Origin of the sequence: Blastococcus sp. DSM 46786 (genome assembly GCF_900109665.1) — a bacterium.
In the GTDB taxonomy this organism is placed as follows: domain Bacteria; phylum Actinomycetota; class Actinomycetes; order Mycobacteriales; family Geodermatophilaceae; genus Blastococcus; species Blastococcus carthaginiensis.
Window position 1 is genome coordinate 44462 of the sequence record NZ_FOAO01000015.1, and the last position, 21194, is coordinate 65655.

Genomic DNA, 21194 nt, shown 5'->3' on the forward strand with positions numbered 1-21194 from the left:
GGTGCCCGACGGCGACAATGGGTCCGTGCGACGAACCATGACGCTGGGCGCCCAGCTCCTGCTGCTGCAGGTGGGCATCGTGCTGGTGACCCTGCTGCTCGCCGGCGCCGTCGCCGTCCACTACCAGCAGGAGCAGATCCGGGACGCCTACCGCCAGCAGGCGCTGACCGTCGCCAACAGCACCGCCCGGCTGCCGAGCGTGGTGGACGCCTACGGCACCGCCGACCCCAGCGAGACGCTCCAGCCCCTGGCGGAGCTCATCCGCGAGGCCTCGCTGGTCACCTTCGTCGTCATCACCGACGCGAGCGGCATCCGGTTCTCCCACCCCGACCCTGACCGGATCGGCGAGCGGGTGTCCACCGACCCGACCACCACCCTGGCCGGCGAGGTGTTCGTCGGCACCGAGACCGGCACCCTCGGCGAATCCCTGCGGGCCAAGGTGCCGGTGCGCGACGCCGACGGCGAGGTCATCGGCGCGGTCTCCGTCGGCATCCTGGAGCGCGAGCTGGCCGCGGAGTTCGACCGCGAGGCGCCGGTCCTCGTGGCCTGGCTCGGCGGCGCGGCGTTGGTCGGCGCGCTGGGCTCGGTGCTCGTGGTCCGGCTGCTGCGCCGCCGCATCTTCGGGCTGGAACCGGAGGAGATCGCCCGGCTGCTGGAGACCCGCGAGGCGATGCTGCACGGCATCCGCGAGGGCCTGGTCGCCGTCGACCAGAAGGGGCGGGTGGTCCTGGTCAACGACGAGGCATCGCGGCTGCTGGACCTGCCGCCCGACGCCGTCGGCCGTCCGGCCGCCGAGGTGCTCGACACCGCCATGCTCCCGCTCGTGCTCGGCGACCGGCCGGTCACCGACGAGCTGGTGCTCTCCGGGGAGCGTCTGCTCGTCGCCAGCCGCACCCCCGCCGTCGTCGGCGGCCGCCGGATCGCCGACGTCCTCACCCTGCGCGACCGCACCGAGCTCTTCGGCGCGATGCGCGAGCTCGACGGGCAGCGGAACCTCACCAACACGCTCCGGGCGCAGGCGCACGAGTTCAGCAACCAGCTGCACGTCGTCCAAGGGCTGATCGAGCTCGACCGGCGGGACGAGGCGGTCGCCTTCATCGAGCGGATCGGCGGCGGCCGTCTGCTCGGCGGCGCCCCGCTGAGCACCGTGGTCGATCCCGGCGTGACGGCGCTCCTCCTGGCCAAGGCCGCGGTCGCCCGGGAGCAGGGCGTCCGGCTCGTGCTGGGGGCGGACAGCCGGCTGCCCGCCGGGCTCGGCGACGACGTCGTGACCGTGGTCGGCAACCTGGTCGACAACGCGGTGGACGCCACCGGGCAGGGCGGCGAGGTGCAGGTGCTCGTGCGCCAGGAGGACGACGGGGCGGTGCTGGTGCAGGTCGACGACGACGGGCCGGGGGTCGCCCCCGCCGACCGAGCCCGGGTCTTCGACGTGGGCGTGACCACGAAGGGGCGGCCCGACGGCGACCACGGGCGCGGCATCGGGCTGGCCCTCGTCGCCCGCATCGCGGCACGCCGGGGCGGGACGGCGGCGGTCACCGACTCCCCCACCGGCGGCGCCCGGGTCACCGTGCGGCTGCCCGGATCGCGGCAGCCCTCCCCCGGCGCGCTGGTCGCCCCGTGACCGGCGTGGTGCGCGTGCTCGTGGTCGACGACGACTTCGCCGTCGCCTCGGTGCACCGCGGCTACGTGGAGTCCCTCCCCGGCTTCGCGGTGGTGGGCGAGGTGCACCGCGGGGTGCAGGCGGTGGAGGCGGTGCAGGCGCTCCGGCCCGACCTGGTGCTGCTCGACGTCTACCTCCCCGACATCTCCGGCCTGGAGGTGCTCCGCCGGATCCGCGCCGCAGCCGGCCCGCAGCCCGACGTCCTGGCGATCACCGCCGCGCGCGAGGTGGACACGGTGCGCCAGGCCATGACCGGCGGCGTCGTGGACTACCTGGTGAAGCCCTTCTCGCTGGCGACCTTCCGGGAGCGCCTGGAGGTCTACCGCGCCCACCGCGCCGAGGTGCTGCGGCGCAGCGGCGACACCGCGGGGGGTCTGGAGCAGAGCGACGTCGACCGGCTGCTGGCCGGCCGGCGCCGGCCCGGCGGCCCGGGGTCGGTGACCGACCTGCCGAAGGGCCTCTCGCCGCGGACGCTCGAGGCGGTGGCGCGCACGCTGCGCAGCGACCCGGCCGTCGACCTCTCCGCCGGCGAGGTGGCGGAGCGGTGCGGCCTGGCCCGGGTGAGCGCGCGCCGCTACCTGGAACACCTGGAGCGCACCGGCCGGGCGGCGGTGCTTCCCCGGTACGGCGGCACGGGCCGGCCGGAGAACGGCTACCGCTGGGTCGGCTGACCCGCGTCAGGCATCCACGGCCGGCCCCTCGTCCTTGAGCGCGACGCCGGAGGCGCCGAGCTCCCGGGCGGACGCCAGCAGCCGCACCACCACCTCGGCCGCCTCCGCGCAGCCCAGACCGTGCGGCGGCCGGACGTTGGAGACGCAGTTGCGCTCGCTGTCGGCCCGGCCCGGCCGCGGGTCCCAGGTGAGGTAGACGCCCAGGGAGTCCGCCGAGGAGAGCCCCGGCCGCTCGCCGATGAGCACGAGGACCACGCGGGCGCCCAGCGCCGCACCGATCTCGTCGCCGAGGGCCACCCGCGCCTGCGCGGCGAGCACCACCGGGCCCACGGACCAGCCGGCCAGCCGGTCGAGCAGCGCCCGCGTCAGCGCAGCCCCGTGCTCGTGCACCGCCCGCGGCGAGAGCCCGTCGGCCAGCACGACGGCGACGTCGGCGTCGGCCCGCGGCAGCGCGCACCCCGGCGCCAGCCGCCGGCCGAGGTCGGGCCGCTGCAGGTACTCCGCGCGGTCGGCGGCCGCGGAGCGCACCTCCACCACCGGCACCCCGTCGAGCCCCGCGCGCACGAGCGCCGGGTCGAGCGGCGTGTGCACCGCGTCGCGGGCGACCGCGTGCGCCAGCCGGAACTCCAGCTCCCGCGCGGTCGGCAGCCCGTCGCCGGCCCGGCCCAGCGCCACCCGGGCCCGGGTGGCGCCGCGCAGCACGGCCCACGGGTCGCTGCCGGTGATGCTCATGCCCGGGCCGCCGCGAGCAGGGCCTTCGCCGCCGGGGCGTCCGGGGTCAGCGCCCGCACCCGTCCGTCGCCGTCCAGCAGGTCCATGCGGGCGAGCCACGCCTCGAACTCCGGGGCCGGCCGCAGCCCGAGCACCCGGCGGGCGGTGAGGACGTCGGAGAAGGAGAGCGACTGGTAGTGCAGCATCACGTCGTCGGACCCGGGGACGGCGATGACGAACGAGCAGCCGGCCGCCCCGAGCAGCAGGGTCAGGGTGTCGGTGTCGTCGGCGTCGACCTCGGCGTGGTTGGTGTAGCAGACGTCCACGCCCATCGGCAGGCCGAGCAGCTTGCCGCAGAAGTGGTCCTCCAGCCCGGCGCGGACCACCTGCTTGCCGTCGTAGAGGTACTCCGGCCCGATGAAGCCGACGACGGTGTTCACCAGGAGCGGCTCGAAGTGCCGGGCCACCGCGTAGGCGCGGCACTCCAGCGTCTGCTGGTCCACCGGCACCCCGTCGATCCCGCGGTGCGCGTCGGCCGACAGCGCCGACCCCTGCCCGGTCTCGAAGTAGGTGACGTTGCTGCCGACGGTGCCGCGGCCGAGCTCCAGCGCGCCCGCCCGGGCCTCGGCCAGCAGGTCCAGCGTCACGCCGAAGCCGCGGTTGGCCGCTTGCGTGCCGGCCACGGACTGGAACACCAGGTCCACCGGCGCCCCCTGCTCCATGGCGCGCAGCGTGGTGGTCACGTGCGCGAGCACGCAGGACTGGGTGGGGATCTCGTAACGGCGGAGCACGGCGTCGACCAGCTCGAGCAGGGCCACCGTCCGCGCCGGTGAGTCGGTGGCCGGGTTGATGCCGATGACCGCGTCGCCCGACCCCTGCAGCAGCCCGTCGACGATCGACGCCGTCACCCCCACCGGGTCGTCGGTCGGATGGTTGGGCTGCAGCCGGGAGGCCAGCCGCCCGGGCAGGCCCAGGGTGCTCCGCAGCCCGGTCACCACCCGCGTCCGCCGCCCCACCGCGACCAGGTCGGCGTTGCGCATCAGCTTCGAGGTGGCCGCGACCATCTCCGGGGTGAGGCCGCGGGCCAGCGCGCTGATCGAGGTCTCGTCGCCCTCGGCGGCCCAGGTGAGCAGCTCGTCGCGGAACTCCCCCACGGTCAGCCCGGCCACCGGGGCGAAGGCGACCGGGTCGTGGGTGTCGAGGACCAGCCGGGTGACGTCGTCCTCCTCGTAGCCGACCACCTGCTCCTCCAGGAAGGTGGCCAGCGGCAGGTCGGCCAGCACCACCTGCGCGGCCACCCGCTGCGCCGCCGACTCGGCGGCGCACCCGGCCAGCACGTCACCGGAGCGGGCCGGGGTCGCCTTGGCGAGCAGGTCGGCCAGCGAGGGGAACTCGTAGGTGCGCCCGCCGAGGGTGGTGCGGCGCACGGTCATCGCACCTCCTCCTCGGCGGCGGCGAGCAGCTCGAACTCCTCCTCGGGGGCCGAGGCCACCAGGTGGTGGCGGCTGTAGAGGGCGAAGTAGCCGAGGAAGGCCGCGTAGGCGCCGAGCGTCCAGAGGGCGGCGACCTCGTCGACCAGGAAGGTGGCGACGACGGCCGCCGCGGCCAGCACCAGGGCGACGCCGGTGGTCGCCGTCCCGCCCGGGGTCCGGTACGGGCGCGGCAGGTCCGGCTCCCGGCGGCGCAGCACGATGTGGCTGACCATCATCAGCACGTAGGAGACCGTGGCGCCGAAGACCGCCATGTTCAGCAGCATCGCCCCCTGGCCGGTCAGCGACAGGACGAAGCCGATGGCGCCGGGCACCAGCAGCGCCAGCACCGGGGCCCGGCGGCCGTTGGTCACCGACAGCGCCCGCGGCAGGTAGCCCGCGCGGGAGAGCGCGAAGGTCTGCCGCGAGTAGGCGTAGATGATCGAGAAGAAGCTCGCGACCAGCCCGAACAGGCCGGCGTAGTTCACCACCGTGACCAGCGCCGAGGCCGAGCCCGCCACCTCCAGCGCCTCGACGGGCGGGTTGCCGCTGGCCGACATCGCCTCCGCCCCCCCGGCACCGGCGGTGAAGACCAGCATGAGCAGGGCCAGCACGAGCAGCAGGCCCATGGCGGCGACGATGCCGCGCGGCATGGCCCGGGCCGGGTCGCGGGCCTCCTCCGAGGCCAGCGGCACGCACTCCACCGCGAGGAAGAACCAGATGGCGAACGGGAACGCCGCCCAGATGCCCATCAGGCCGAACGGCAGGAGGTCCGAGGCGCCGGCGGCGTCGGTGGGCGCGATGTCGAGCAGGTTCGCCGGGTCGAACGCCGGGATCGCCCCCACCAGGTACACCACCAGGCCGGCGACCGCGATGCCCGCGATGACCAGCATGACGGTGAGCGCCTCCCCGACGCCCAGGAGGTGGATGCCGATGAACAGCGCGTACACGACCAGGTAGACCCACCAGCCGTCGGTGATGCCGAAGAGGCCGAGCGACTCCACGTACGCGCCGATGAAGGTGGCGATCGCGGCGGGGGCGATGGCGTACTCGATGAGCACCGCGACGCCGGTGGCGTACCCGCCCCACGGGCCCAGCGCCCGGCGGGCGAAGGTGTAGCCGCCACCCGCCGTCGGTAGGGCGGAGCCGAGCTCGGCGAGCCCGAGGACCATGGCCGAGTACATGACGGCCATGAGGACGACGGCGATCAGCAGCCCGCCGAAGCCGCCCTCGGCCAGCCCGAAGTTCCAGCCCGCGTAGTCACCGGAGATGACCGCGGCGACGCCGAGGCCGGCCAGCAGGACCCAGCCGGCGGTGCCGGTGCGCAGCTGCCGCTTCTGGTGGTAGCCGGCCCCCACCGCCTCGGCCTCGACGCCGTGCCGGGCGACCGGCCGGGGGTGGTGTTCCTGTGGTTCCGCGGTCATGGCCGGCCTCCGGGTGAGCCCCCGCAGGTCGGGTGGGGTCAGCCTGGCCCTGCGCCCCCGTCGGGGCAATGCCCCGCGACGGGACGGAACACGCTGTTCACACGCCCGGCTCAGATGCTGCGCCAGCGCCCCTCGGTGGCGTTGCCCTCGGGCCGGGACCGGAACACGTTGCCCTCGGTGGGCGGCGCATCGTCCCCGGCGAGCGCGAAGGTGCGCAGCAGCGGCTCGACGAGCACGTCGTAGAGCCCGGGGAACAGCCGGAAGCCCGCGGTGACCACGTGGTTGAGCAGCCCCGCCTGCACGGCCCGGCGCGGCCGGTCCACCGTGGCGAGCACCCGGCGGGCCACCCGCGCCGCGGAGTAGACCGGCGGGGGCGGGCGCCCGGTCGAGCCCGCGTACGAGGCGCCCTGGTAGTAGATCGGCGTGTTCACGCCCCCCGGCTGCACCACCGAGACCGAGATCCCCGGCTCGTCGCGGGTCTCCTGCTGCAGCACCCGGGCCAGCGCCAGCTGCCCCCACTTGGCGACGGAGTAGCTACCCAGCACCGGCGTCGTCACGGTGCCCAGCAGCGAGTTGACGATCACCAGGTGCCCGGCGCGCTGGCGGCGGAAGACCGGCAGGACGTGGCGGGCCAGGGTGGCGGTGCCGTGCAGCGAGGTGTCGACGACGCGTTCGTACACCTCCTTGGGCACGTCCTCGATCCGGCCGTAGGCCATCACCTGGGCGGAGTGCACGACGACGTCGAGCCGGCCGAACTCACGCACCGCGGCGGCGACGACCGCGGCGATCCCCTCCTCGTCGAGGACGTCGGCCGGGCACACCGTCACCGCGGCGGCACCGGCGGCGCGCAGCTCCTCGGCGGTCTCCTCCAGCGCGGAGCGGCCGCGGGCGACCAGCACCAGCCGTGCGCCGCGGCGGGCCAGCCGCACCGCCGTCGCCCGGCCGATGCCGCTGGACGCGCCGGTGATCAGCACCGTGAGGGGTGACCCGGTTCGGTCGGGGATCGGCACGGGGAGCTCCTCGCTGGGGCGGCGATCGATGCCGGTCGACACCGGTTGTCCGCAACCGGCTACCCGACCGGCCCCGCGGTCATGCGGTGCGCCGGTCGAGCTCGGCCAGCAGCCACCTCGGCCCGGTCGCGACGGCGCCGCCGGGCAGCCGGGCGCGCAGCCCGCGGTCCGCGGTCACCACGAGCACGTCCTCGCCGCCGGCCGCGAGGTCGGCCGCCGCCGCGGCGAGGGCGTCGTCCCCGCTGCCGGGGGCGCGCACCACCGCCACCCCCTCGGGCGCGGGCACGTCCCGCGCGCGGCCCTCGACGACCGCGACCACCCCCGTGCACGTCAGCGCCTCCCCGTCCGGGCCGGCGAGAGGCCTGCCCGCCAGGCCGGCCAGCCGGTCCAGCAGGCGGGAGGCCGCGCCGGCCCGGTCCCGCCACCAGCCGTCGGGGCGCGACCCGACCACGTTCGCCACGTCCACCAGCAGCACCGCCACCGCGTCGCCCTCCTCCGTCTCCCGGACCGTGCTCCGCAGCCCTCCCGCGGGGCGGTCGCGCCCCTACGCTGCCCGGCATGTGCCGGAACATCCGCCCGCTGGCCAACTTCGCGCCTCCGGCGGCCGACGACGAGATCCACGCCGCGGCCCTGCAGTACGTGCGCAAGATCAGCGGCACCACCAAGCCCTCCCGCGCCAACGCCGAGGTGTTCGAGCAGGCCGTGGCCGAGGTGGCCGCCGCCTCCGCCCGGTTGCTCGACGCCCTGGTCACCACCGCCCCGCCCAAGGACCGGGAGACCGAGGCCGCCAAGGCTCGCGCCCGGTCCGCCGCTCGCTACGCCGGCTGACCCGCGAAGGGGCGGCGCGATCCGGTTGCGCACGACCGGCATGGGCGCACGGCGACCGGGTACTCCCTCCGGCGGCCCCGTCCACCGAGGAGTTCCTCCTCGCCATCCTCCAGGAGCACTCCGCCGTGGGAGCACCCGTGCCGTCCACCCCGCAGACCACCCGCCCCGCCGACCCCCGGTTCGCCGGCAACCGGGCGGCCGACCAGGCCGCCGGCGGCAGCGGGAGCACCCTCTGCGCGCACTGCAGCGACGGGCTCGGCGAGCCCCGCCCTGTGGAACCGGGCTCGTTCCGCGCGCGGGTGCACAGCAACCCCACCGTCGCGATCGCCTACCGCGTCGCGGTGTTCACCGCCGGGCTGCTGCTGGTGCTGATCGGCCTCGCCCTGACGGTCCTGCCCGGGCCGCTGACGATCCCGCCGGTGCTTGCCGGCCTGTGGGTGTGGTCCACCGAGTTCGAGTGGGCCCGCCGCTTCTTCACCACCTTCAGGCGCAAGGCGCGGGAGGCGTGGCGGCACGCCCGCCAGCACCCGGTCAGCTCGACCGCGGTCACCGTGGGCGGGCTGGCGCTGGCGGGCGTCGTCTTCTGGGCCGTGGGCCACTTCCAGCTGGTGGACCGGGCCGTCGCCGCGCTGGGCGGCTGACGGCCCGGACCGCTCAGTTTTCCGACGCCGGCCCGACGTCGTGCGGGTCCGGGGTGCGGAAGGTCGGGTCCTCCGGCGGATCGACGTCCTCGGTACCGGGACCGGGGCGATCGGTCTCCGGCGCGCGATCGGGCTCCTCCCCGCCGATGCCGAACCCGTCGGCGGTCGGCGGGGCGCCCGCTCCCGGGTCGGCCGCGGGGATGCTCTCGTCCTGGTCGCGGAGGTGTGGTTCGAACGGGCTCGACATCGACATGCGCGGTGCCTACCCCGGGAAGGCGCCGTCCTCCCCTCCGATCCAGCGCCGGGGGCTTCGGCTACAAACGTCGGCATGACCTCCGCCGGGACCGCCCCCGAACCGCTGCTGCGCCGCGCCCGGTTCGCCGACCTCACGCCCTTCGAGGTCTACGCCCTGTGCCGGCTGCGCGTCGACGTCTTCGTGGTCGAGCAGACCTGCCCCTACCCCGAGCTCGACGGGCGCGACGCCGAACCCGAGACCGAGCACCTCTGGTTCGAGCAGGCCGGCCAGGTGCTGTCGACCGTCCGCGTGCTCCACGACGGCGCGACGCGGGCCATCGGCCGGGTGGCCACCGCCGAGGCGGCGCGTGGGCGCGGGCTGGCCGGGCGGCTCATCGAGGCCGCCCTGGCCGGCTACGGCGACGGGCCGCTCACCCTGGGCGCCCAGGCCCACCTGGAGCACTGGTACGCGCGGTTCGGCTTCCGCCGGAGCGGGCCGGGCTACGTCGAGGACGGCATCCCCCACGTGCCCATGCGGCGCGACCCCGCCTGACCGGCTCGGGGCCGGCGTCCCCGGTGCCGCGCCCGGGTGCCCGCACAGGGTCGCCTAACCTGCAGGGGTGTCGACGGTGACGGAGGGGCCCCCGCAGGCCACCGCTCCCTCCGGCCGGGACCGGAGCGCAGCGGCGCCGCTGCGCTGGTCGCCGGTGGAGCTGCTGCCCGCAGTGCTCGTCGCCCTCCTCGGCGGCTGGCTGCTGATGCCGGGCCACGGCCTGTGGTTCGACGAGCTGTTCACCGCCGAGGTGGCCCGCCTGCCGCTGGGTGACATCCTCACCGCGATCGCCACCGGCGAGGGCACCACCAGCTACCTGGCCGGGGTGCCGCCGTCCTACAACGCCCCGTACTACCTGGTCACGTACCTGTGGACGTCGGTGCCCGGTCTCGGCGGCGACACCTCGCTGCGCATCCTCTCCCTCCTGGCCACGGCGGGTGGCCTCACCCTCATCACCCGGGCGCTCACCCGCCTGGCCGGCCGGGGCACCGGGGTGCTGGCGGGGCTGGTGCTCGCCGCCAACCCGCTGGTGCTCGAGCAGTCGGTCGAGGCCCGCAGCTACGGGCTGGCCGTGCTCGCCACCGGGGCGGCGGCGCTGGGGCTGGTCCGCTGGCTGCAGGAGCCGCCCCGCGGCCTGCTGCTGTTCGGCCTCGCCGGGGCGGGGATGGGCCTCGCGCACTGGTACGCGGTCACCGTGCTCGCGGCCTTCGTCGCCGCCGCGGTGCTGCTGCGGCGCCGGCGGGCCCTCCCGGTCGCGCTCACCGGGGCGCTGGCCGCGCTGCCGGCCGTGGGCTTCGTGGGGCTCGCCGTCCTGAACGGGACGGGCGCACGCAACGCCGAGCACCTGCGCGACACCGACGGCCGGCTGGTGGCGCTCGCCGCCGAGGCCTGGGCCGGGGGGCGCACCCCGCTGCTCTACCTGGGGCTGGGCCTGGCCGTGGTCGGGGCGTTCCGCGCGGCCGGTGCCCGGGTGGTCGGCGCCTGCTGGGTGGTCGTTCCCCTGCTGCTGCTCGTGGCCACCGAGCTGGTCCGGCCGGTGTACCTGCCCCGCTACCTGCTGGCCGGGCTGCTGGGGCTGGGCGTGCTGGCGGCGGCCGGCGCGATGGCGCTGCCACGGCCGGCGCGGATCCCTGTGGGTGCGCTCCTGCTGGCCTGCTCCCTGCTGGCCTCCGCCCCGCTGGCCGACCGGGGCCCGCGCGAGCGGGCCGACGACCTGGTCGCGGTGCTGGCGCAAGCGCACGAGAGCGGCGAGCCGATCGTCGCCGCCGACCAGCGGTCGGCCACCGGCCTGGACCACTACGTCCGCACCCTGGCTCCGCAGCTGCGCCCGGACGTCGTCCTCCCCCCGGACGACGCACCGCCGGGCGAGGACCGGGTCTGGGTGGTGCGCCGGCTCCTCGACGGCGAGCCCGAGCCGACCGACGACGACGCGATCCTCCGCGCGGCGGGCCTGCGCATGGTCGACCAGTACGACTTCCCGGCGGGCAAGACCGACCTGGTCCTGCAGCTCTGGAGCCGCTGACCGGTCGTGCTCAGCGGTGGCCGCGCGCCGCCCAGGACAGCGACCGCAGCGACTGCCGCACCCGGGCCCGGGCCGTCCAGGCCGACCGGCCCACCGGGCGCCGGTCCCGGACGACCGGCACGCTCGCCACCGGCCGGCCGGAGCGGCCGACGGCGAGGACCACGCTCGGCGCCCCCTGCTCCTGCACGGCGGGGACGACGGCGGCCCGCACGGCCGGGCCCATGGCGAGGAAGGCCCCGGCGTCCGGCGGCAGGCCGGTCAGCCTGCCCGCCACGCGCCGGTGCAGCGTGCCGGTGAGCCGCCGCAGCGGTGACTCGTAGCGGCCGCGCCGCCCGGCGAACACCGCCGCCACGTCCCCGGTGGCCAGCCGGTCCAGCAGCAGCGGCACCGCCTCCGGCGGGTCCTGCAGGTCGGCGTCCAGGCAGACCCAGACGTCGGCGGCCGCCTCGTCGGCGAGCCCGCGCGCCAGCGCCGCGTGCTGCCCGACGTTCACCGCCAGCTCGGTGACCGCGATCCGGGCGTCCCGGGCGGCGAGGGCGCGCGCCACGGCGGCGCTGTCGTCCGGTGACGCGTCGACGACCAACCGGAGCCGCCACGGCCGGCCGGCGAGCGCCGCAGCCAGCCGGCCCGCGAGCTCCCCGAGCGTCGCCTCGTTGCCGTACACGGGGACGACGACCGCCACCCGAGGCTCCGCTCCCCCGCCGGCGGTCACCCGGCCGCCCAGGTCCGGGCCAGGCCCTCCGCGAGGTCGACCGTCGGCGTCCAGCCGAGCAGCCGCCGGGCCAGCGCCGGGTCGCACACCCAGTCGGCGGTGTCCCAGCCACGCCCCGGGTGGGCGCCCGGTGCGGTCGTGATCGGGCGGCCGGTCACCCGCTCGGCGAGGGCCACGAGCTCCTCCGTGCTGGTCTGCACACCGGTGCCGATGTTGAGCACGGCGCCGGGGGGCAGCCCGTCGTCGACCGCGGCGCGGACGCAGGCGTCGACGACGTCGCCCACCCACACCCAGTCGCGCCGGCTCAGGTGGGCGGGCAGCGCCACGGTGCCGCCGCTGCGCGCGGCGGTCATGACGACGGGGACCAGGCGGGTGGGGTGGTCCCCCGGTCCGTAGACCTGGAAGGCGCGCAGCACCGCCGCCCGGATCCCGCGCTCGGCGGCCGCCGCCTGCAGGAGCAGCGAGCCCGCAGCCTTGGTGGCGCCGAAGAAGCCGCGCGGCGCCAGGGCGGCGTCCTCCGCCAGCGGGTGCGGCGCGGCGGCGTACTCGGTCGAGGAGCCCAGCCGCACCACGGCCCGGCAACGATCGGGCAGCGCGTCGACCAGCCACGGGCTGGTGTTGACCGCCGTGGTCGCGGTGCGCTCCTCCGGCGTGGCTTTCGCGCGGCCGGCGGCGAGCGCGAAGACGACGTCGGGGTCCGCGGCCCGGACGGCGGCCGCACCGGCGACCGGATCGGCCAGGTCGACGTCGCGGCGGGTCAGCCCGGTGACGTGCCAGCCGTCGCGCTCCAGCCGTGCCACCAGGTGCCGGCCGACGAACCCGCCGGCTCCGGTCACGAGCGCCCTCACGCCGGCTGCGCCACCCGTGCCGCGCTCTCCCGGCTCGTGGCCGTGACGGCGGAGACGAAGGCGCGGCGGTTCTCGGCGGCCTGCTCGGCGCCGGCCCGGCGCAGCTCGTCGAGGCCGGCGAGCAGCCGCGGCACCTCCACGAACGGGTCGCGGCCGGCCATGTCGGCGGTGAACGAGCGGCGCAGGAACGTGAACTGGGTGCTGATGCGGACCAGCTCCGCGGCCAGCAGGTCACCGGGCACGGGGAACCCGCCGCCGGGGAGCGTGAGGCCGCCGACCCCGAACGGCACGGTCACCTGCGCCCGCACCGCCTCCACGGTGCCGTCCACGAGTGGTGCGAACAGCGTGGTGGAGCCGCGGTCGATGCGCAGGTCGTTGAGGCCGACGTAGATCCGCGAGAGCGGCCGCCGCGCGAGCTCCGCCGCCCGGTCCACCGCGTCCTGGGTCTCCACGAGGATGCCCAGGCCGCACCGCCCCGCGACGAGGTCGAGGGCCCGGTCGACCTCCTCGGTGGAGCGGACCATGGGCAGCAGCAGCTCGTCGGCCCCGCGGGCGACCGCATCGGTCACCTCGCCGGCGGTCCACGGCCCGAGACCGTTGATCCGGCAGATCAATCGGCCGGGGGTCGCCGCACGCATCCGGCTCAGGTCCTCGGGGGTGTCCGCGTTGATCTGGGTGCCTTCCCCCGCCTGGCGCCGCAGCTTGCCGCGCCGTTCCCAGTCGACGACGATGCCGGCCGCGCCGGCGGCCACGACGTCGCGCCCCCACCGGGGGTCGACGGTGAAGAGGAACAGATCCATGCGCGGCAGCTTAGGCTTTCCTAACCTGTGCACGCGGCCGGGTCCCGGCGCGTCGGCTCAGAAGGCCGGATCGGCGACGACGGGGCGCGCGGCACGAACGGCGGCCGGGAAGGTCAGCGCCGCGCCGGCCACCTCGATCGTGACCTCCTGCCCGACCGCGGGCAGCTCCGCGCCCTCCAGCCGGGCGGTGACCGTCCCGCCGTCGGGCAGGGTCAGCCACACGCGGGAGTCGTGGCCGTAGAAGTCGACCTCCCGCACCCGCGCCCGGGCGCCCGTGCCGAGCGGCGGCCCCAGACGCAGCTGCTCCGGCCGCAGCAGAACCCGGGCCGGCCCGTCGGCCGCCGCCCCGGCGACCGGCAGCGCACCCAGGACGCAGAGCGCGCTGCCGTCCCGGATCTCGGCGTCGAGCACGACCGACTCACCGACGAACGCGGCCACGTCGAGGTCGGCCGGGCGCCGGTAGAGGGTGCGCGGGTCGGTGAGCTGCACCAGCCGGCCGTCGCGCAGGACGGCGACCTGGTCGGCCATCGACAACGCCTCGGCCTGGTCGTGGGTGACCAGCACGGCGGTCGCCCCGGCGGCGGTGAGCGCGGCCAGGACGGCTCGCCGGGTGTCCTCGCGCAGCGCGGCGTCCAGGGAGGAGAACGGCTCGTCGAGCAGCACGAGCGCCGGCTCGGGGGCCAGCGCCCGGGCGAGAGCGACCCGCTGCTGCTGGCCGCCGGAGAGCTGGTGCGGCGCCCGGTCGGCCAGGTCGACGTCCAGCCCGACCAGGGCCAGCAGCTCGGCCACCCGTCCCCGGTCGCCGCGCCGGCGGCGCGGCAGGCCGAAGGTGACGTTGCCGGCGACGCTGAGGTGCGGGAACAACCCGCCCTCCTGCGGCACGAACCCGATCCCCCGCTGCCGGGCGGGCACGCCCCGCCCGGCACCGGCCACGACGCGGTCGCCGAGGCTGACGGTGCCGCGGTCGGGGTCGTCGAAGCCGGCGACGAGCCGCAGCAGCGTCGTCTTGCCGCAGCCCGAGGGGCCGAGCAGGGCGGTGAACCCGCCGGCCGGCACGTGGAGGTCCACGCCGGTGAGCACCGGTGTGGCGCCGAAGGCCTTGGTCAGGCCGGTCACGGTGAGAGAGCTCATGGGGTCGGACCTCGTCGGGTGTCGCGGGACAGCAGCACGGTGGCGGGCGCGGAGAGCAGCACCATGACGGCCGCGTACGGCGCGGCCGCACCGTAGGCGAGCGCGCTGCTCGCCGACCAGAACGCGGTGGCGAGGGTGGCCGTCCCGGTGGGGGCGAGCAGCAGGGTGGCGGTGAGCTCGGTGACCACCGCGAGGAAGACCAGGGCCGCGCCGGCGCCCAGGCCGGGCGCGAGCAGCGGCAGGGTGATGCGGCGCAACCGGTCGGCGCCGGAGGACCCGAGGGAGGCGGCGACGTCGTCGTAGAGGGGTGGGGACTGCTCGACCGCGGCACGCACGGGGACGATCGCCCGGGGCAGGAACAGGATCGCGTAGGCGGCCAGCAGCACCGGCACCGTCTGGTAGAGCCACGGCGTCGCCCGGATGCTCAGCGTGACCAGGGCCAGCGCGACGACGATGCCGGGCAGCGAGCTGCCCAGGTACGTCGCCCGTTCCAGGAGCGTCGCCGTGCGCCCCCGGGCGCGGACGGCCAGCCACCCGGTGGGCACGGCCATGGCCGTGGTGACCGCGGCCGCGGCGGCGGCCAGCGCCAGCGTCGTCCCGGTCGTCGTTGCGAGGTCGCCCCAGGAGAGGCCGGCCGAGGCGCCGCCGGCCAGCCAGTAGGCCAGCGCACCCAGCGGGACCAGCAGCGCCAGGCCGACCAGCCCGGCCAGCGCCAGCAGCGCGGGCCCGGTCAGCGCGCGCAGCTGCACCGGCCGGACCGGTCGGGCCGCGCCGCGGCCGCTGCCGGCGTAACCGCGGTGCCCCCGCAACCGGACCTCGGCCAGCAGCAGGACCAGGCACAGCAGCACCAGGACCCCGGCCAGCGCGGTGGCGGCCGGGCCGTTGAAGGTGGCCCGGTACTGGTCGTAGATGGCGGTGGTGAAGGTCGGGTAGCGCAGCATCTGCAGCGCCCCGAACTCGGCCAGCACGTGGAGCGCCACGAGCAGGGCGCCGCCCAGCAGCGCCACGCGGAGCTGCGGCAGCTGCACCCGCCGGAAGACGGCCCAGCCGGAGAGGCCCAGCCCGCGGGCCGTCTCCTCCAGCGCCGGGTCCAGGCCGCGGAACGCGGCCACCACCGGCAGGTAGACGAACGGGAAGTACGACAGCGAGACGACCAGCAGCGCCCCCGCGTAGGTGTCCAGCCCGGGCAGGAGGGAGATCCAGGCGAAGCTGTTCACGAACGCCGGCACGGCCAGCGGCGCGACCAGCAGCACGTGCCACAGGCGCCGTCCGGGCACCGACGAGCGCGCCACCAGCCACGCCGCGCCGACGCCCAGGACCGCGCAGACCGCGACCGTGCCCAGGGCCAGGCGGGTGGTGTTCCAGAGCAGCTCGGCGACCCGCGGCCGGAACACCAGCTCGCGGACGCCCGCCCAGCCGACGTCCACCGTGTACGCGGCGATGTGGAGCAGCGGCAGCAGGGCCAGGGCGGCGACGCAGGCGGCCAGCGCGAGGGTGACCGGTGACCGCCGCAGCGGTCGCCGTCCCCGGCTCACGGACGCGCCGGAGCCCCGGACCGCCGGCGGGGCCGGCGCTCCGGGGCCCGGGGTGCGGAGCGCGGGAGGGGTCAGAGCAGGCCCACTTCCTGCATCAGCTCGGTGACCTTCGGTGCGTCCAGCGACCCCGGGTCCACCGGGGGCGCCTGCAGCTCCGCCAGCGGCGGCAGCGCGTCGGCGGAGGCGACGCCGGTGCCGACGGCGTACTCGAGGGCGCTGCTGTCGGCCAGCCGCTCCTGGGCGGCGCGGCTGGTGAGGTACGCGACCAGCTGCTGGGCCTGCTCGGGCTGGTCCGAGGAGGCCAGCACCCCGGCGCCCGAGACGCTGAGGAAGGCGCCCGGGTCCTGGTTGCGGAAGTAGTGCAGCGCGGCGTCGTCGCCGATGAGCCCGTTCTGGGCCTGGTCGCGGAACCAGTAGTAGTGGTACGTGATGCCGACCGGGACCTCGCCCTCGTCGACGGCCTTCATGATCGCGGTGTTGCTCGCGTAGATCTCGGCGTTGCGCTCCAGCCCGGCGAGCCACTCCCGGGTGGCCTCCTCGCCCTCCAGCGCCAGGACGGCGCTGACGATCGCCTGGAAGTCCGCCCCGCCGGCGGCGATGCCGACCCGGCCCTGCCACGCGGGGTCGGCGAGGTCGAGCATCGAGGCGGGGAGCTCCTCCTCGGAGATCTCCGACGGGTTGTGGATCAGCGCGGTCGAGCGGGCGGCGAAACCGACCCAGTTGCCCGAGGACGGCCGGTACTGCTCACCGACCTGGGACAGCGTCTCCTCCTCCAACGGCGCGAGCAGCCCCGCCCGGTCGACGACGTCGATCGCCGGGCTGTTCTCGGTGAGGAAGACATCGGCCGGCGACGCGTCCCCCTCCTCGATGATCTGGTTGGCCAGCTCGGAGTCGTTGGCGTCGCGGAACTCGAGCTCGATGCCCGTCTCCTCGGTGAAGTCCTCGAGCATCGTGCGGACCAGGCTCTCGTGCTGTGCGCTGTAGACGGTGAGCGTGTCCGCGTCGGAACTGCATGCAGCCAACGAGGCCGCGAGGGTGAGGGTGGAGACGACGGCGGTCGTGCGCCCGAGCCTGGTCACGTGGATCCTCCTGGAGATAGGCGAGGCACACCTAAGCATGCCCGCACCCGCGTCGACGAGCCCCCACCCCCGCCGCGCCGTGCGGTGCAATGGACGGCGTGACGGCCCGGAGCACCCGAGACCCGGCGGACGACGCCGCGCTGCTGCACAAGGCCGCGGACCGGCTGGAGGCGCTCGCCACCGCGACGACGCCCGGCCAGTGGCGCCTCGGGGGGCTGCTGGCCAGCCGTCCCGAGGTGGTCGCCCACGGGCCCGGCGGCCGCACCGAGCACGTCGCCGAGGCGCGCGCCCGCAGCGCGGCCTGGATCGGTGCGCTCTCCCCCGCGCTCGCCGGCCCCCTCGCCGCCTGGCTGCGCGCGGCGGCCGCCGGGGTCCCGTTGCCGGAGGCGGCCGCGGTCGCCCGCGTGCTGCTGAAGCGGCTGCCGTGATCCGGGGACGCACCGCCGCCCGCGCGGGGTAGGGGACGTCGATGCAGCGCCCGCACCCCGATCCTCCGGACAGCTCCACCGGGCAGCACGTCCCCGAGCTCGACGACACCCCGGAGCGGACGGGGCTGGCCCGGCGGCTGGACAAGCCGATGGGTGCGCTCGGGCTGGTGTTCGTGCTCGTCGTCCTCGGCCAGTCGCTGGCCCGGCAACCCTGGCTGACCACCACGCTGGGCGTCGTCGGCTGGGTGCTGTGGGCGGTGTTCGTGGCGGAGTTCGTGCACCGGGCGGTCACCGCCCGCGACCAGCGCCGGTTCTGGGTGCGCAACTGGTGGCAGGTCGTCTTCCTGGCGGTGCCGTTCCTGCGGTTCGCCCGCGCCCTGGCCCTGCTGCGCGCGGCGCGCGTCGGGGGCGTCGTGTCGGCGGCGGTCCGCGGTTCGCGGTCGGCCGGGCGCCTGCTCAGCGGCCGCATCGGCTGGCTCGGCGCGGTGACGGTCGTGGTGGTGCTGGCGACCAGCCAGCTGCTGTACGTGCTCGGCGCCTACGACTCCTACGGCACCGCGCTCTACGACGCCGCCCTGGCCACGATCAGCGGGCAGCCCCTCACGGCCGACGGGGGCCTGGCCCGCGTGCTCGACATCGCCCTGGCCACCTACTCGGTGGCGGTGTTCGCCACCCTGGCGGGTGCGCTCGGCGCGTTCTTCCTGGAGCGGCGCACGGACGACGACCCCGCCGCGCGGGAGGCCTGACCTCCGGGGGCGGGAACGCCGAGTGCCCCGCCGGCGGACCGGCGGGGCACTCGGCGGAGCAGAGGGATCAGACCGGCTCGGCGCAGTAGACCGTGCCGGGCTCGGCCTCGTCGGCACCCACCCAGATGGCGCCGACGGCGGACGCGAAGTCGAGGCAGACGTCCTGCTCCAGGAAGTCCGCGTAGTTCAGCTCCTGCTCGTCGATCCCGACGATGCGGGCCTCCGCCTCGGCGGCCTCGCACTCGACGGTCTCGACCTCCTCGCCATCGAGGTTGGCCACGCAGTCGCCGACCTCGGGCTCGCCGCCGCCGAGCATGCTGAACAGCAGGCCGACGGCGACGAGGGCGACCAGGACGCCGCCCACGGCGAGCAGGACCTTCTTGGCCGGGCTGCCCTTCTCCTCCGGCTGGCCCCACGGCGTCGCGCCGCCCTGCGGCGGCACCCACCCGCCGGCGGGCTGACCCGGCTGACCCGGCTGGTCGGGCTGACCGGCCTGGTCGAAGGGCTGGTACGGCTGACCCGGCTGCGCGGGCTGGCCGTACGGACCCGGCTGACCGTACTGACCCGGCTGGCCCGGCTGGCCCGGCTGGCCGAACGGGCCGGGCTGGCCCGGCTGCTGGCCGGACGGGTTCTGGTCCGGGCCGTTCCCGGGGTGGCTCATGGGTGCTCCTGAGATCACTGGACGTGGTGCGTACCCGGGGATCCTTGCTCATGGCGTGGCACCGGTGGCCACGCGGGACGACCCTCTGCCTCGGAGGGGTCACGAGGCGCGCCGCGCACCCCACCCGCCCCAGCCGTCCCGGGCTCCGGGGCGTGCGCCCGCACCCGCGGGGAGCACCTCACGGTGTGCGAGGCCGAGGTGGAACAGGAGGGCGAGGCCCTGGTGTTCGCCGTGGCGACGTTCGCCCTGTTCGAGCGCTGAGCCGGCGGGGTCTCAGCGGAAGGCGGGGACCGGCACCTCGAGGACGACGGCGGTCGCCGCGCCCTCGTTGTCGAGGATCTCCTCGTCGTCGCCGGTGCTGCCCAGGGAGATGACCAGCATGTAGGTGAAGATCCCCAGGATCACCAGCAGGATGCCCAGCGGGATCAGCACGCGACCGAGCCGCCTGCCCTTCGGGGTGCCCTCCCCCTCGCTCCGGTCGCGGTCACCCTGCGGGTGGGGCTGCGCCATCGGGTTCCTCCTGCGGTCCGGGATCGGCGGGGTGACCGGACGGCCACCCCCTCCTCCATGCCCACGCCGCCGCGCGTCACGCCCCACATCGCGACCGGCGCCGCGGCCGCGGGCGGAGGACCATCGGGGCATGACCACCGCTACCTGGAACGGCGTCGTCATCGCCGAGTCCGACGACATCGTCACCGTCGAGGGCAACGCCTACTTCCCCCGCGACTCGGTCCGGGACGACGTGCTGCGCCCCTCGGAGAAGCACACCGTCTGCTCCTGGAAGGGCACCGCCTCCTACGTCACCCTCGAGGTCGACGGGCAGCAGAACCCGGACGCCGCCTGGTACTACCCGGAGCCCGAGGACGCCGCGCGGGAGATCACCGACCGGGTGGCCTTCTGGCGGGGCGTCGAGGTGCGCTGACCCCGGTGCGCCGGCAGCCGCTCCGGCTCAGCGGCCGGGGCGGGTGCCGGCGAGCTCGCGGGCGCGCTCGGCGGCCTCGGACTCGAGCTGCCGCTCGATCGACTCGGTGAAGGAGTCCCACGCCTGCTGCGGGGAGACGCCCAGCGCGGCGGCGATCTGCTCCCACTCCGCCCCGCCGCGCAGCGCGGCGCGGATCCCGACCAGCTGGCTGTCGTGGGCGCGGCGCGAGACGACCTCGCCGAGGGCGAGCAGCTCCAGCGCCTCGTCGACGTCCAGCTGGGTCCCGGTGTCGCGCATGGACGCCGACCAGTCGTCGGCGTCGGCGTCGTCGCGGACGACGTTCAGCGCGGTGTCGCCGTTGTCGCGGCGGCTGAGGAAGTCCAGCCGCGTCGCGGCCGTCGTCAGCGAGAACTCCGCCTCGAGGGCCTCGGGTGTGATGCTCATGGGTGCAGGCTTCCCCTTCGTCGTCGGCGTGCCAAACCCGGGCGGCACGCGATCTGGCGCACGCGGAGGGCCCGCACCCCCCGTGGGGATGCGGGCCCTCCGCGTACCGGGCCCCGTCCGAGGCGGACGGGGCCGCGCCTCACTTGCTGACGCCCACGGCCTCCTTGGCCAGGGCGGCCAGCTGGGTCTGCGCGGCGCTGGCCACGTTGGACCGGTTCTTGTGGGTCTCCTCGTAGCGGATGACCACGTTGATGTCGTGCGGCGTCTTCAGCTGCTTGATCGCCTTGACCGCGTCCTGCACGGACATCGAGTCGTAGCCCTTGATCGGCAGCTCGTCGGCGGTGACGTCGCCGAGCTCCTCGCGGGCGGCCCGGGCCGCCTGCGCGGCGTCGTCGTTCCCCTCGCGCTGGGCGATCTGCTCGGCGCGGCGCAGCGAGGCGGCGCGGCCGACGGTCAGGGTCTCGCGGACGGCGCCGGTGAACGCGGACGCGCGGTCACCCACCGCGGAGAACCGGTCGGAGGTCTCCTCGCCGGCGTGGCGCACCGTGTCGACGGCGTTGTTCACCGTGTTGGCCCAGAAGCGCACGGGGGCGTTGACCGCGCGGGCGACGCCACCGGCCACCTTCTGCACCGGGGTGGGCTGGAGTGCGGCGGGGCCGCCCAGGGCTTCCTCGGCGAGGACGACGGTCAGCCACTCGACGGTCGCGCTGTGCGCCTCGACCAGCTTCTCGGCGAGGCGCCGGGTCTGCGTCTCACCGGCGGTCTCGGCGAGCACCTTGAGGTAGGTGGCGCGGTCGAGCAGCTGGTGCTCCAGCTGGAGGTCCTGCAGCAGGGCCTCCTCGACCGAGGTGGTCTGCTCGAACGTGGCCTTGAGGACGGCGGAGAGGCGGCCGACGACCGGCGTCACGACGTCCGGGACGCCGCCGAGGGCGCGCAGCTGCTCGGTGATCTCCAGCGAGCGGGCCGCGGCGTTGTCGGCGTTCTGGGTGAGCTCGCGGCGCACGGCGTCGGTGCGGGCCTGGCTGATGCGGGTGCGCGCGATCTGCTCCTCGGTCTGCGTGAGCAGGACGAGGGCGCGCAACTGGTTGATCATCTTGGCGTTGTTGTCGGTCATGGTGGGACACAGCTCCAGGGTTCGGGGATGACCTGACGGTTCTGTGTGTGC

25 protein-coding genes are annotated in these 21194 nt (G+C 76.0%); 9 read left to right on the forward strand and 16 right to left on the reverse strand.

All coding sequences use genetic code 11. The features are described 5' to 3' along the window. Window positions 1-25: 25 nt before the first annotated feature. Entirely contained in the window at window positions 26-1621 is a 1596-nt protein-coding gene (locus tag BMW62_RS14565) for an ATP-binding protein (RefSeq protein ID WP_211435131.1), read from the forward strand. After that, the gene (locus BMW62_RS14570) at window positions 1618-2331 is read left to right on the forward strand and encodes a response regulator (RefSeq protein ID WP_244524057.1); all 714 of its coding nucleotides are present in this window, start codon (window positions 1618-1620) and stop codon (window positions 2329-2331) included. The genes BMW62_RS14565 and BMW62_RS14570 overlap by 4 nt, the downstream gene beginning before the upstream one ends. A gap of 6 nt (window positions 2332-2337) precedes the next feature. On the opposite strand, the gene eutC is transcribed toward BMW62_RS14570, so the two are convergent. The 5 genes from eutC to BMW62_RS14595 form a co-directional block, all read right to left on the reverse strand. Continuing rightward, window positions 2338-3063: an ethanolamine ammonia-lyase subunit EutC gene (eutC, locus tag BMW62_RS14575; RefSeq protein WP_091931854.1), complete on the reverse strand. Its 726-nt coding sequence runs from the start codon at window positions 3061-3063 to the stop codon at window positions 2338-2340. Continuing rightward, entirely contained in the window at window positions 3060-4475 is a 1416-nt protein-coding gene (locus BMW62_RS14580; RefSeq protein WP_091931857.1) for an ethanolamine ammonia-lyase subunit EutB, read from the reverse strand. The genes eutC and BMW62_RS14580 overlap by 4 nt, the downstream gene beginning before the upstream one ends. Further along, complete coding sequence (gene eat, locus BMW62_RS14585; protein WP_091931861.1) at window positions 4472-5935, reverse strand: ethanolamine permease; 1464 nt, start codon at window positions 5933-5935, stop codon at window positions 4472-4474. Before eat ends, BMW62_RS14580 begins: the two co-directional genes overlap by 4 nt. Window positions 5936-6045: 110 nt before the next feature. After that, on the reverse strand, window positions 6046-6945 hold the full coding sequence (locus BMW62_RS14590; protein ID WP_091932059.1) for an SDR family NAD(P)-dependent oxidoreductase: 900 nt from the start codon (window positions 6943-6945) through the stop codon (window positions 6046-6048). 79 nt (window positions 6946-7024) lie between these two features. After that, window positions 7025-7426: a hypothetical protein gene (locus BMW62_RS14595; protein WP_091931864.1), complete on the reverse strand. Its 402-nt coding sequence runs from the start codon at window positions 7424-7426 to the stop codon at window positions 7025-7027. A 77-nt stretch (window positions 7427-7503) separates the two neighbouring features. Here BMW62_RS14595 and BMW62_RS14600 point away from each other — a divergent pair, with 77 nt between their 5' ends. Both BMW62_RS14600 and BMW62_RS14605 read left to right on the forward strand, forming a co-directional pair. Beyond that, the gene (locus BMW62_RS14600; protein ID WP_091931867.1) at window positions 7504-7773 is read left to right on the forward strand and encodes a DUF2277 domain-containing protein; all 270 of its coding nucleotides are present in this window, start codon (window positions 7504-7506) and stop codon (window positions 7771-7773) included. 137 nt (window positions 7774-7910) lie between these two features. Next, window positions 7911-8414, forward strand: coding sequence for a PGPGW domain-containing protein (locus tag BMW62_RS14605; RefSeq protein WP_091931869.1), 504 nt, complete (start codon window positions 7911-7913; stop codon window positions 8412-8414). Window positions 8415-8427: 13 nt separating this feature from the next. Here BMW62_RS14605 and BMW62_RS14610 read toward each other — a convergent pair whose 3' ends face one another. Then, window positions 8428-8667 carry a hypothetical protein gene (locus tag BMW62_RS14610; protein WP_091931872.1) on the reverse strand — a complete coding sequence of 80 codons (240 nt, stop codon included), beginning with the start codon at window positions 8665-8667 and terminating at the stop codon, window positions 8428-8430. A gap of 75 nt (window positions 8668-8742) precedes the next feature. On the opposite strand from BMW62_RS14610, the gene BMW62_RS14615 reads away from it, so the two are divergent. Together BMW62_RS14615 and BMW62_RS14620 are read left to right on the forward strand one after the other, a co-directional pair. Next, a complete protein-coding gene (locus BMW62_RS14615; RefSeq protein WP_091931874.1) occupies window positions 8743-9201 on the forward strand; it encodes a GNAT family N-acetyltransferase in 459 nt (152 codons plus the stop codon). Window positions 9202-9268: 67 nt separating this feature from the next. Continuing rightward, window positions 9269-10723, forward strand: coding sequence for a glycosyltransferase family 39 protein (locus tag BMW62_RS14620; protein ID WP_091931876.1), 1455 nt, complete (start codon window positions 9269-9271; stop codon window positions 10721-10723). Between the two features lie 10 nt (window positions 10724-10733). Here the strand turns inward: BMW62_RS14620 and BMW62_RS14625 are convergent, their stop codons facing one another. From BMW62_RS14625 to BMW62_RS14650, 6 genes are all read right to left on the reverse strand, one after another. After that, entirely contained in the window at window positions 10734-11405 is a 672-nt protein-coding gene (locus tag BMW62_RS14625; protein WP_091931879.1) for a glycosyltransferase, read from the reverse strand. Window positions 11406-11431: 26 nt separating this feature from the next. Continuing rightward, the gene (locus tag BMW62_RS14630) at window positions 11432-12283 is read right to left on the reverse strand and encodes an NAD-dependent epimerase/dehydratase family protein (RefSeq protein ID WP_091931881.1); all 852 of its coding nucleotides are present in this window, start codon (window positions 12281-12283) and stop codon (window positions 11432-11434) included. Next, on the reverse strand, window positions 12280-13083 hold the full coding sequence (locus tag BMW62_RS14635) for an aldolase/citrate lyase family protein (RefSeq protein WP_091931884.1): 804 nt from the start codon (window positions 13081-13083) through the stop codon (window positions 12280-12282). The genes BMW62_RS14630 and BMW62_RS14635 overlap by 4 nt, the downstream gene beginning before the upstream one ends. Window positions 13084-13140: 57 nt before the next feature. Continuing rightward, on the reverse strand, window positions 13141-14214 hold the full coding sequence (locus tag BMW62_RS14640; RefSeq protein WP_091931887.1) for an ABC transporter ATP-binding protein: 1074 nt from the start codon (window positions 14212-14214) through the stop codon (window positions 13141-13143). Beyond that, window positions 14211-15749, reverse strand: coding sequence for an ABC transporter permease (locus tag BMW62_RS14645; protein WP_091931889.1), 1539 nt, complete (start codon window positions 15747-15749; stop codon window positions 14211-14213). Before BMW62_RS14645 ends, BMW62_RS14640 begins: the two co-directional genes overlap by 4 nt. Before the next feature lie 71 nt (window positions 15750-15820). Further along, window positions 15821-16828 (reverse strand): iron ABC transporter substrate-binding protein, encoded by a 1008-nt coding sequence (locus BMW62_RS14650; protein ID WP_211435132.1) that lies wholly within the window; start codon window positions 16826-16828, stop codon window positions 15821-15823. Window positions 16829-16926: 98 nt separating this feature from the next. On the opposite strand from BMW62_RS14650, the gene BMW62_RS14655 reads away from it, so the two are divergent. Beyond that, the gene (locus BMW62_RS14655; RefSeq protein WP_244524058.1) at window positions 16927-17256 is read left to right on the forward strand and encodes a hypothetical protein; all 330 of its coding nucleotides are present in this window, start codon (window positions 16927-16929) and stop codon (window positions 17254-17256) included. A 41-nt stretch (window positions 17257-17297) separates the two neighbouring features. Beyond that, window positions 17298-18002, forward strand: a complete 705-nt coding sequence (locus BMW62_RS14660) for a hypothetical protein (RefSeq protein ID WP_244524059.1) — start codon at window positions 17298-17300, stop codon at window positions 18000-18002. A 67-nt stretch (window positions 18003-18069) separates the two neighbouring features. On the opposite strand, the gene BMW62_RS22975 is transcribed toward BMW62_RS14660, so the two are convergent. Further along, a complete protein-coding gene (locus tag BMW62_RS22975) occupies window positions 18070-18663 on the reverse strand; it encodes a hypothetical protein (RefSeq protein WP_211435133.1) in 594 nt (197 codons plus the stop codon). A gap of 273 nt (window positions 18664-18936) precedes the next feature. Beyond that, window positions 18937-19173, reverse strand: a complete 237-nt coding sequence (locus BMW62_RS14680) for a hypothetical protein (RefSeq protein WP_091931899.1) — start codon at window positions 19171-19173, stop codon at window positions 18937-18939. A 130-nt stretch (window positions 19174-19303) separates the two neighbouring features. Between BMW62_RS14680 and BMW62_RS14685 the strand changes: the two genes are divergently transcribed. Further along, window positions 19304-19585 (forward strand): DUF427 domain-containing protein, encoded by a 282-nt coding sequence (locus tag BMW62_RS14685; RefSeq protein WP_091931903.1) that lies wholly within the window; start codon window positions 19304-19306, stop codon window positions 19583-19585. A 27-nt stretch (window positions 19586-19612) separates the two neighbouring features. Here BMW62_RS14685 and BMW62_RS14690 read toward each other — a convergent pair whose 3' ends face one another. Both BMW62_RS14690 and BMW62_RS14695 read right to left on the reverse strand, forming a co-directional pair. Beyond that, window positions 19613-20029 carry a hypothetical protein gene (locus BMW62_RS14690; protein ID WP_091931906.1) on the reverse strand — a complete coding sequence of 139 codons (417 nt, stop codon included), beginning with the start codon at window positions 20027-20029 and terminating at the stop codon, window positions 19613-19615. Window positions 20030-20168: 139 nt separating this feature from the next. Next, window positions 20169-21143, reverse strand: coding sequence for a ferritin family protein (locus BMW62_RS14695; RefSeq protein WP_091931908.1), 975 nt, complete (start codon window positions 21141-21143; stop codon window positions 20169-20171). Window positions 21144-21194 lie beyond the last annotated feature (51 nt).

Excerpts from the sequence above, each read along its gene's own strand:
- eutC (WP_091931854.1), bottom strand. The coding sequence starts at position 3,063 with ATGAGCATCACCGGCAGCGACCCGTGGGCCGTGCTGCGCGGCGCCACC.
- BMW62_RS14580 (WP_091931857.1), bottom strand. The coding sequence starts at position 4,475 with ATGACCGTGCGCCGCACCACCCTCGGCGGGCGCACCTACGAGTTCCCC.
- eat (WP_091931861.1), bottom strand. The coding sequence starts at position 5,935 with ATGACCGCGGAACCACAGGAACACCACCCCCGGCCGGTCGCCCGGCAC.
- BMW62_RS14600 (WP_091931867.1), top strand. The coding sequence starts at position 7,504 with ATGTGCCGGAACATCCGCCCGCTGGCCAACTTCGCGCCTCCGGCGGCC.
- BMW62_RS14610 (WP_091931872.1), bottom strand. The coding sequence starts at position 8,667 with ATGTCGATGTCGAGCCCGTTCGAACCACACCTCCGCGACCAGGACGAG.
- BMW62_RS14615 (WP_091931874.1), top strand. The coding sequence starts at position 8,743 with ATGACCTCCGCCGGGACCGCCCCCGAACCGCTGCTGCGCCGCGCCCGG.
- BMW62_RS14635 (WP_091931884.1), bottom strand. The coding sequence starts at position 13,083 with ATGGATCTGTTCCTCTTCACCGTCGACCCCCGGTGGGGGCGCGACGTC.
- BMW62_RS14640 (WP_091931887.1), bottom strand. The coding sequence starts at position 14,214 with ATGAGCTCTCTCACCGTGACCGGCCTGACCAAGGCCTTCGGCGCCACA.
- BMW62_RS14660 (WP_244524059.1), top strand. The coding sequence starts at position 17,298 with ATGCAGCGCCCGCACCCCGATCCTCCGGACAGCTCCACCGGGCAGCAC.
- BMW62_RS22975 (WP_211435133.1), bottom strand. The coding sequence starts at position 18,663 with ATGAGCCACCCCGGGAACGGCCCGGACCAGAACCCGTCCGGCCAGCAG.
- BMW62_RS14680 (WP_091931899.1), bottom strand. The coding sequence starts at position 19,173 with ATGGCGCAGCCCCACCCGCAGGGTGACCGCGACCGGAGCGAGGGGGAG.
- BMW62_RS14685 (WP_091931903.1), top strand. The coding sequence starts at position 19,304 with ATGACCACCGCTACCTGGAACGGCGTCGTCATCGCCGAGTCCGACGAC.
- BMW62_RS14690 (WP_091931906.1), bottom strand. The coding sequence starts at position 20,029 with ATGAGCATCACACCCGAGGCCCTCGAGGCGGAGTTCTCGCTGACGACG.
- BMW62_RS14695 (WP_091931908.1), bottom strand. The coding sequence starts at position 21,143 with ATGACCGACAACAACGCCAAGATGATCAACCAGTTGCGCGCCCTCGTC.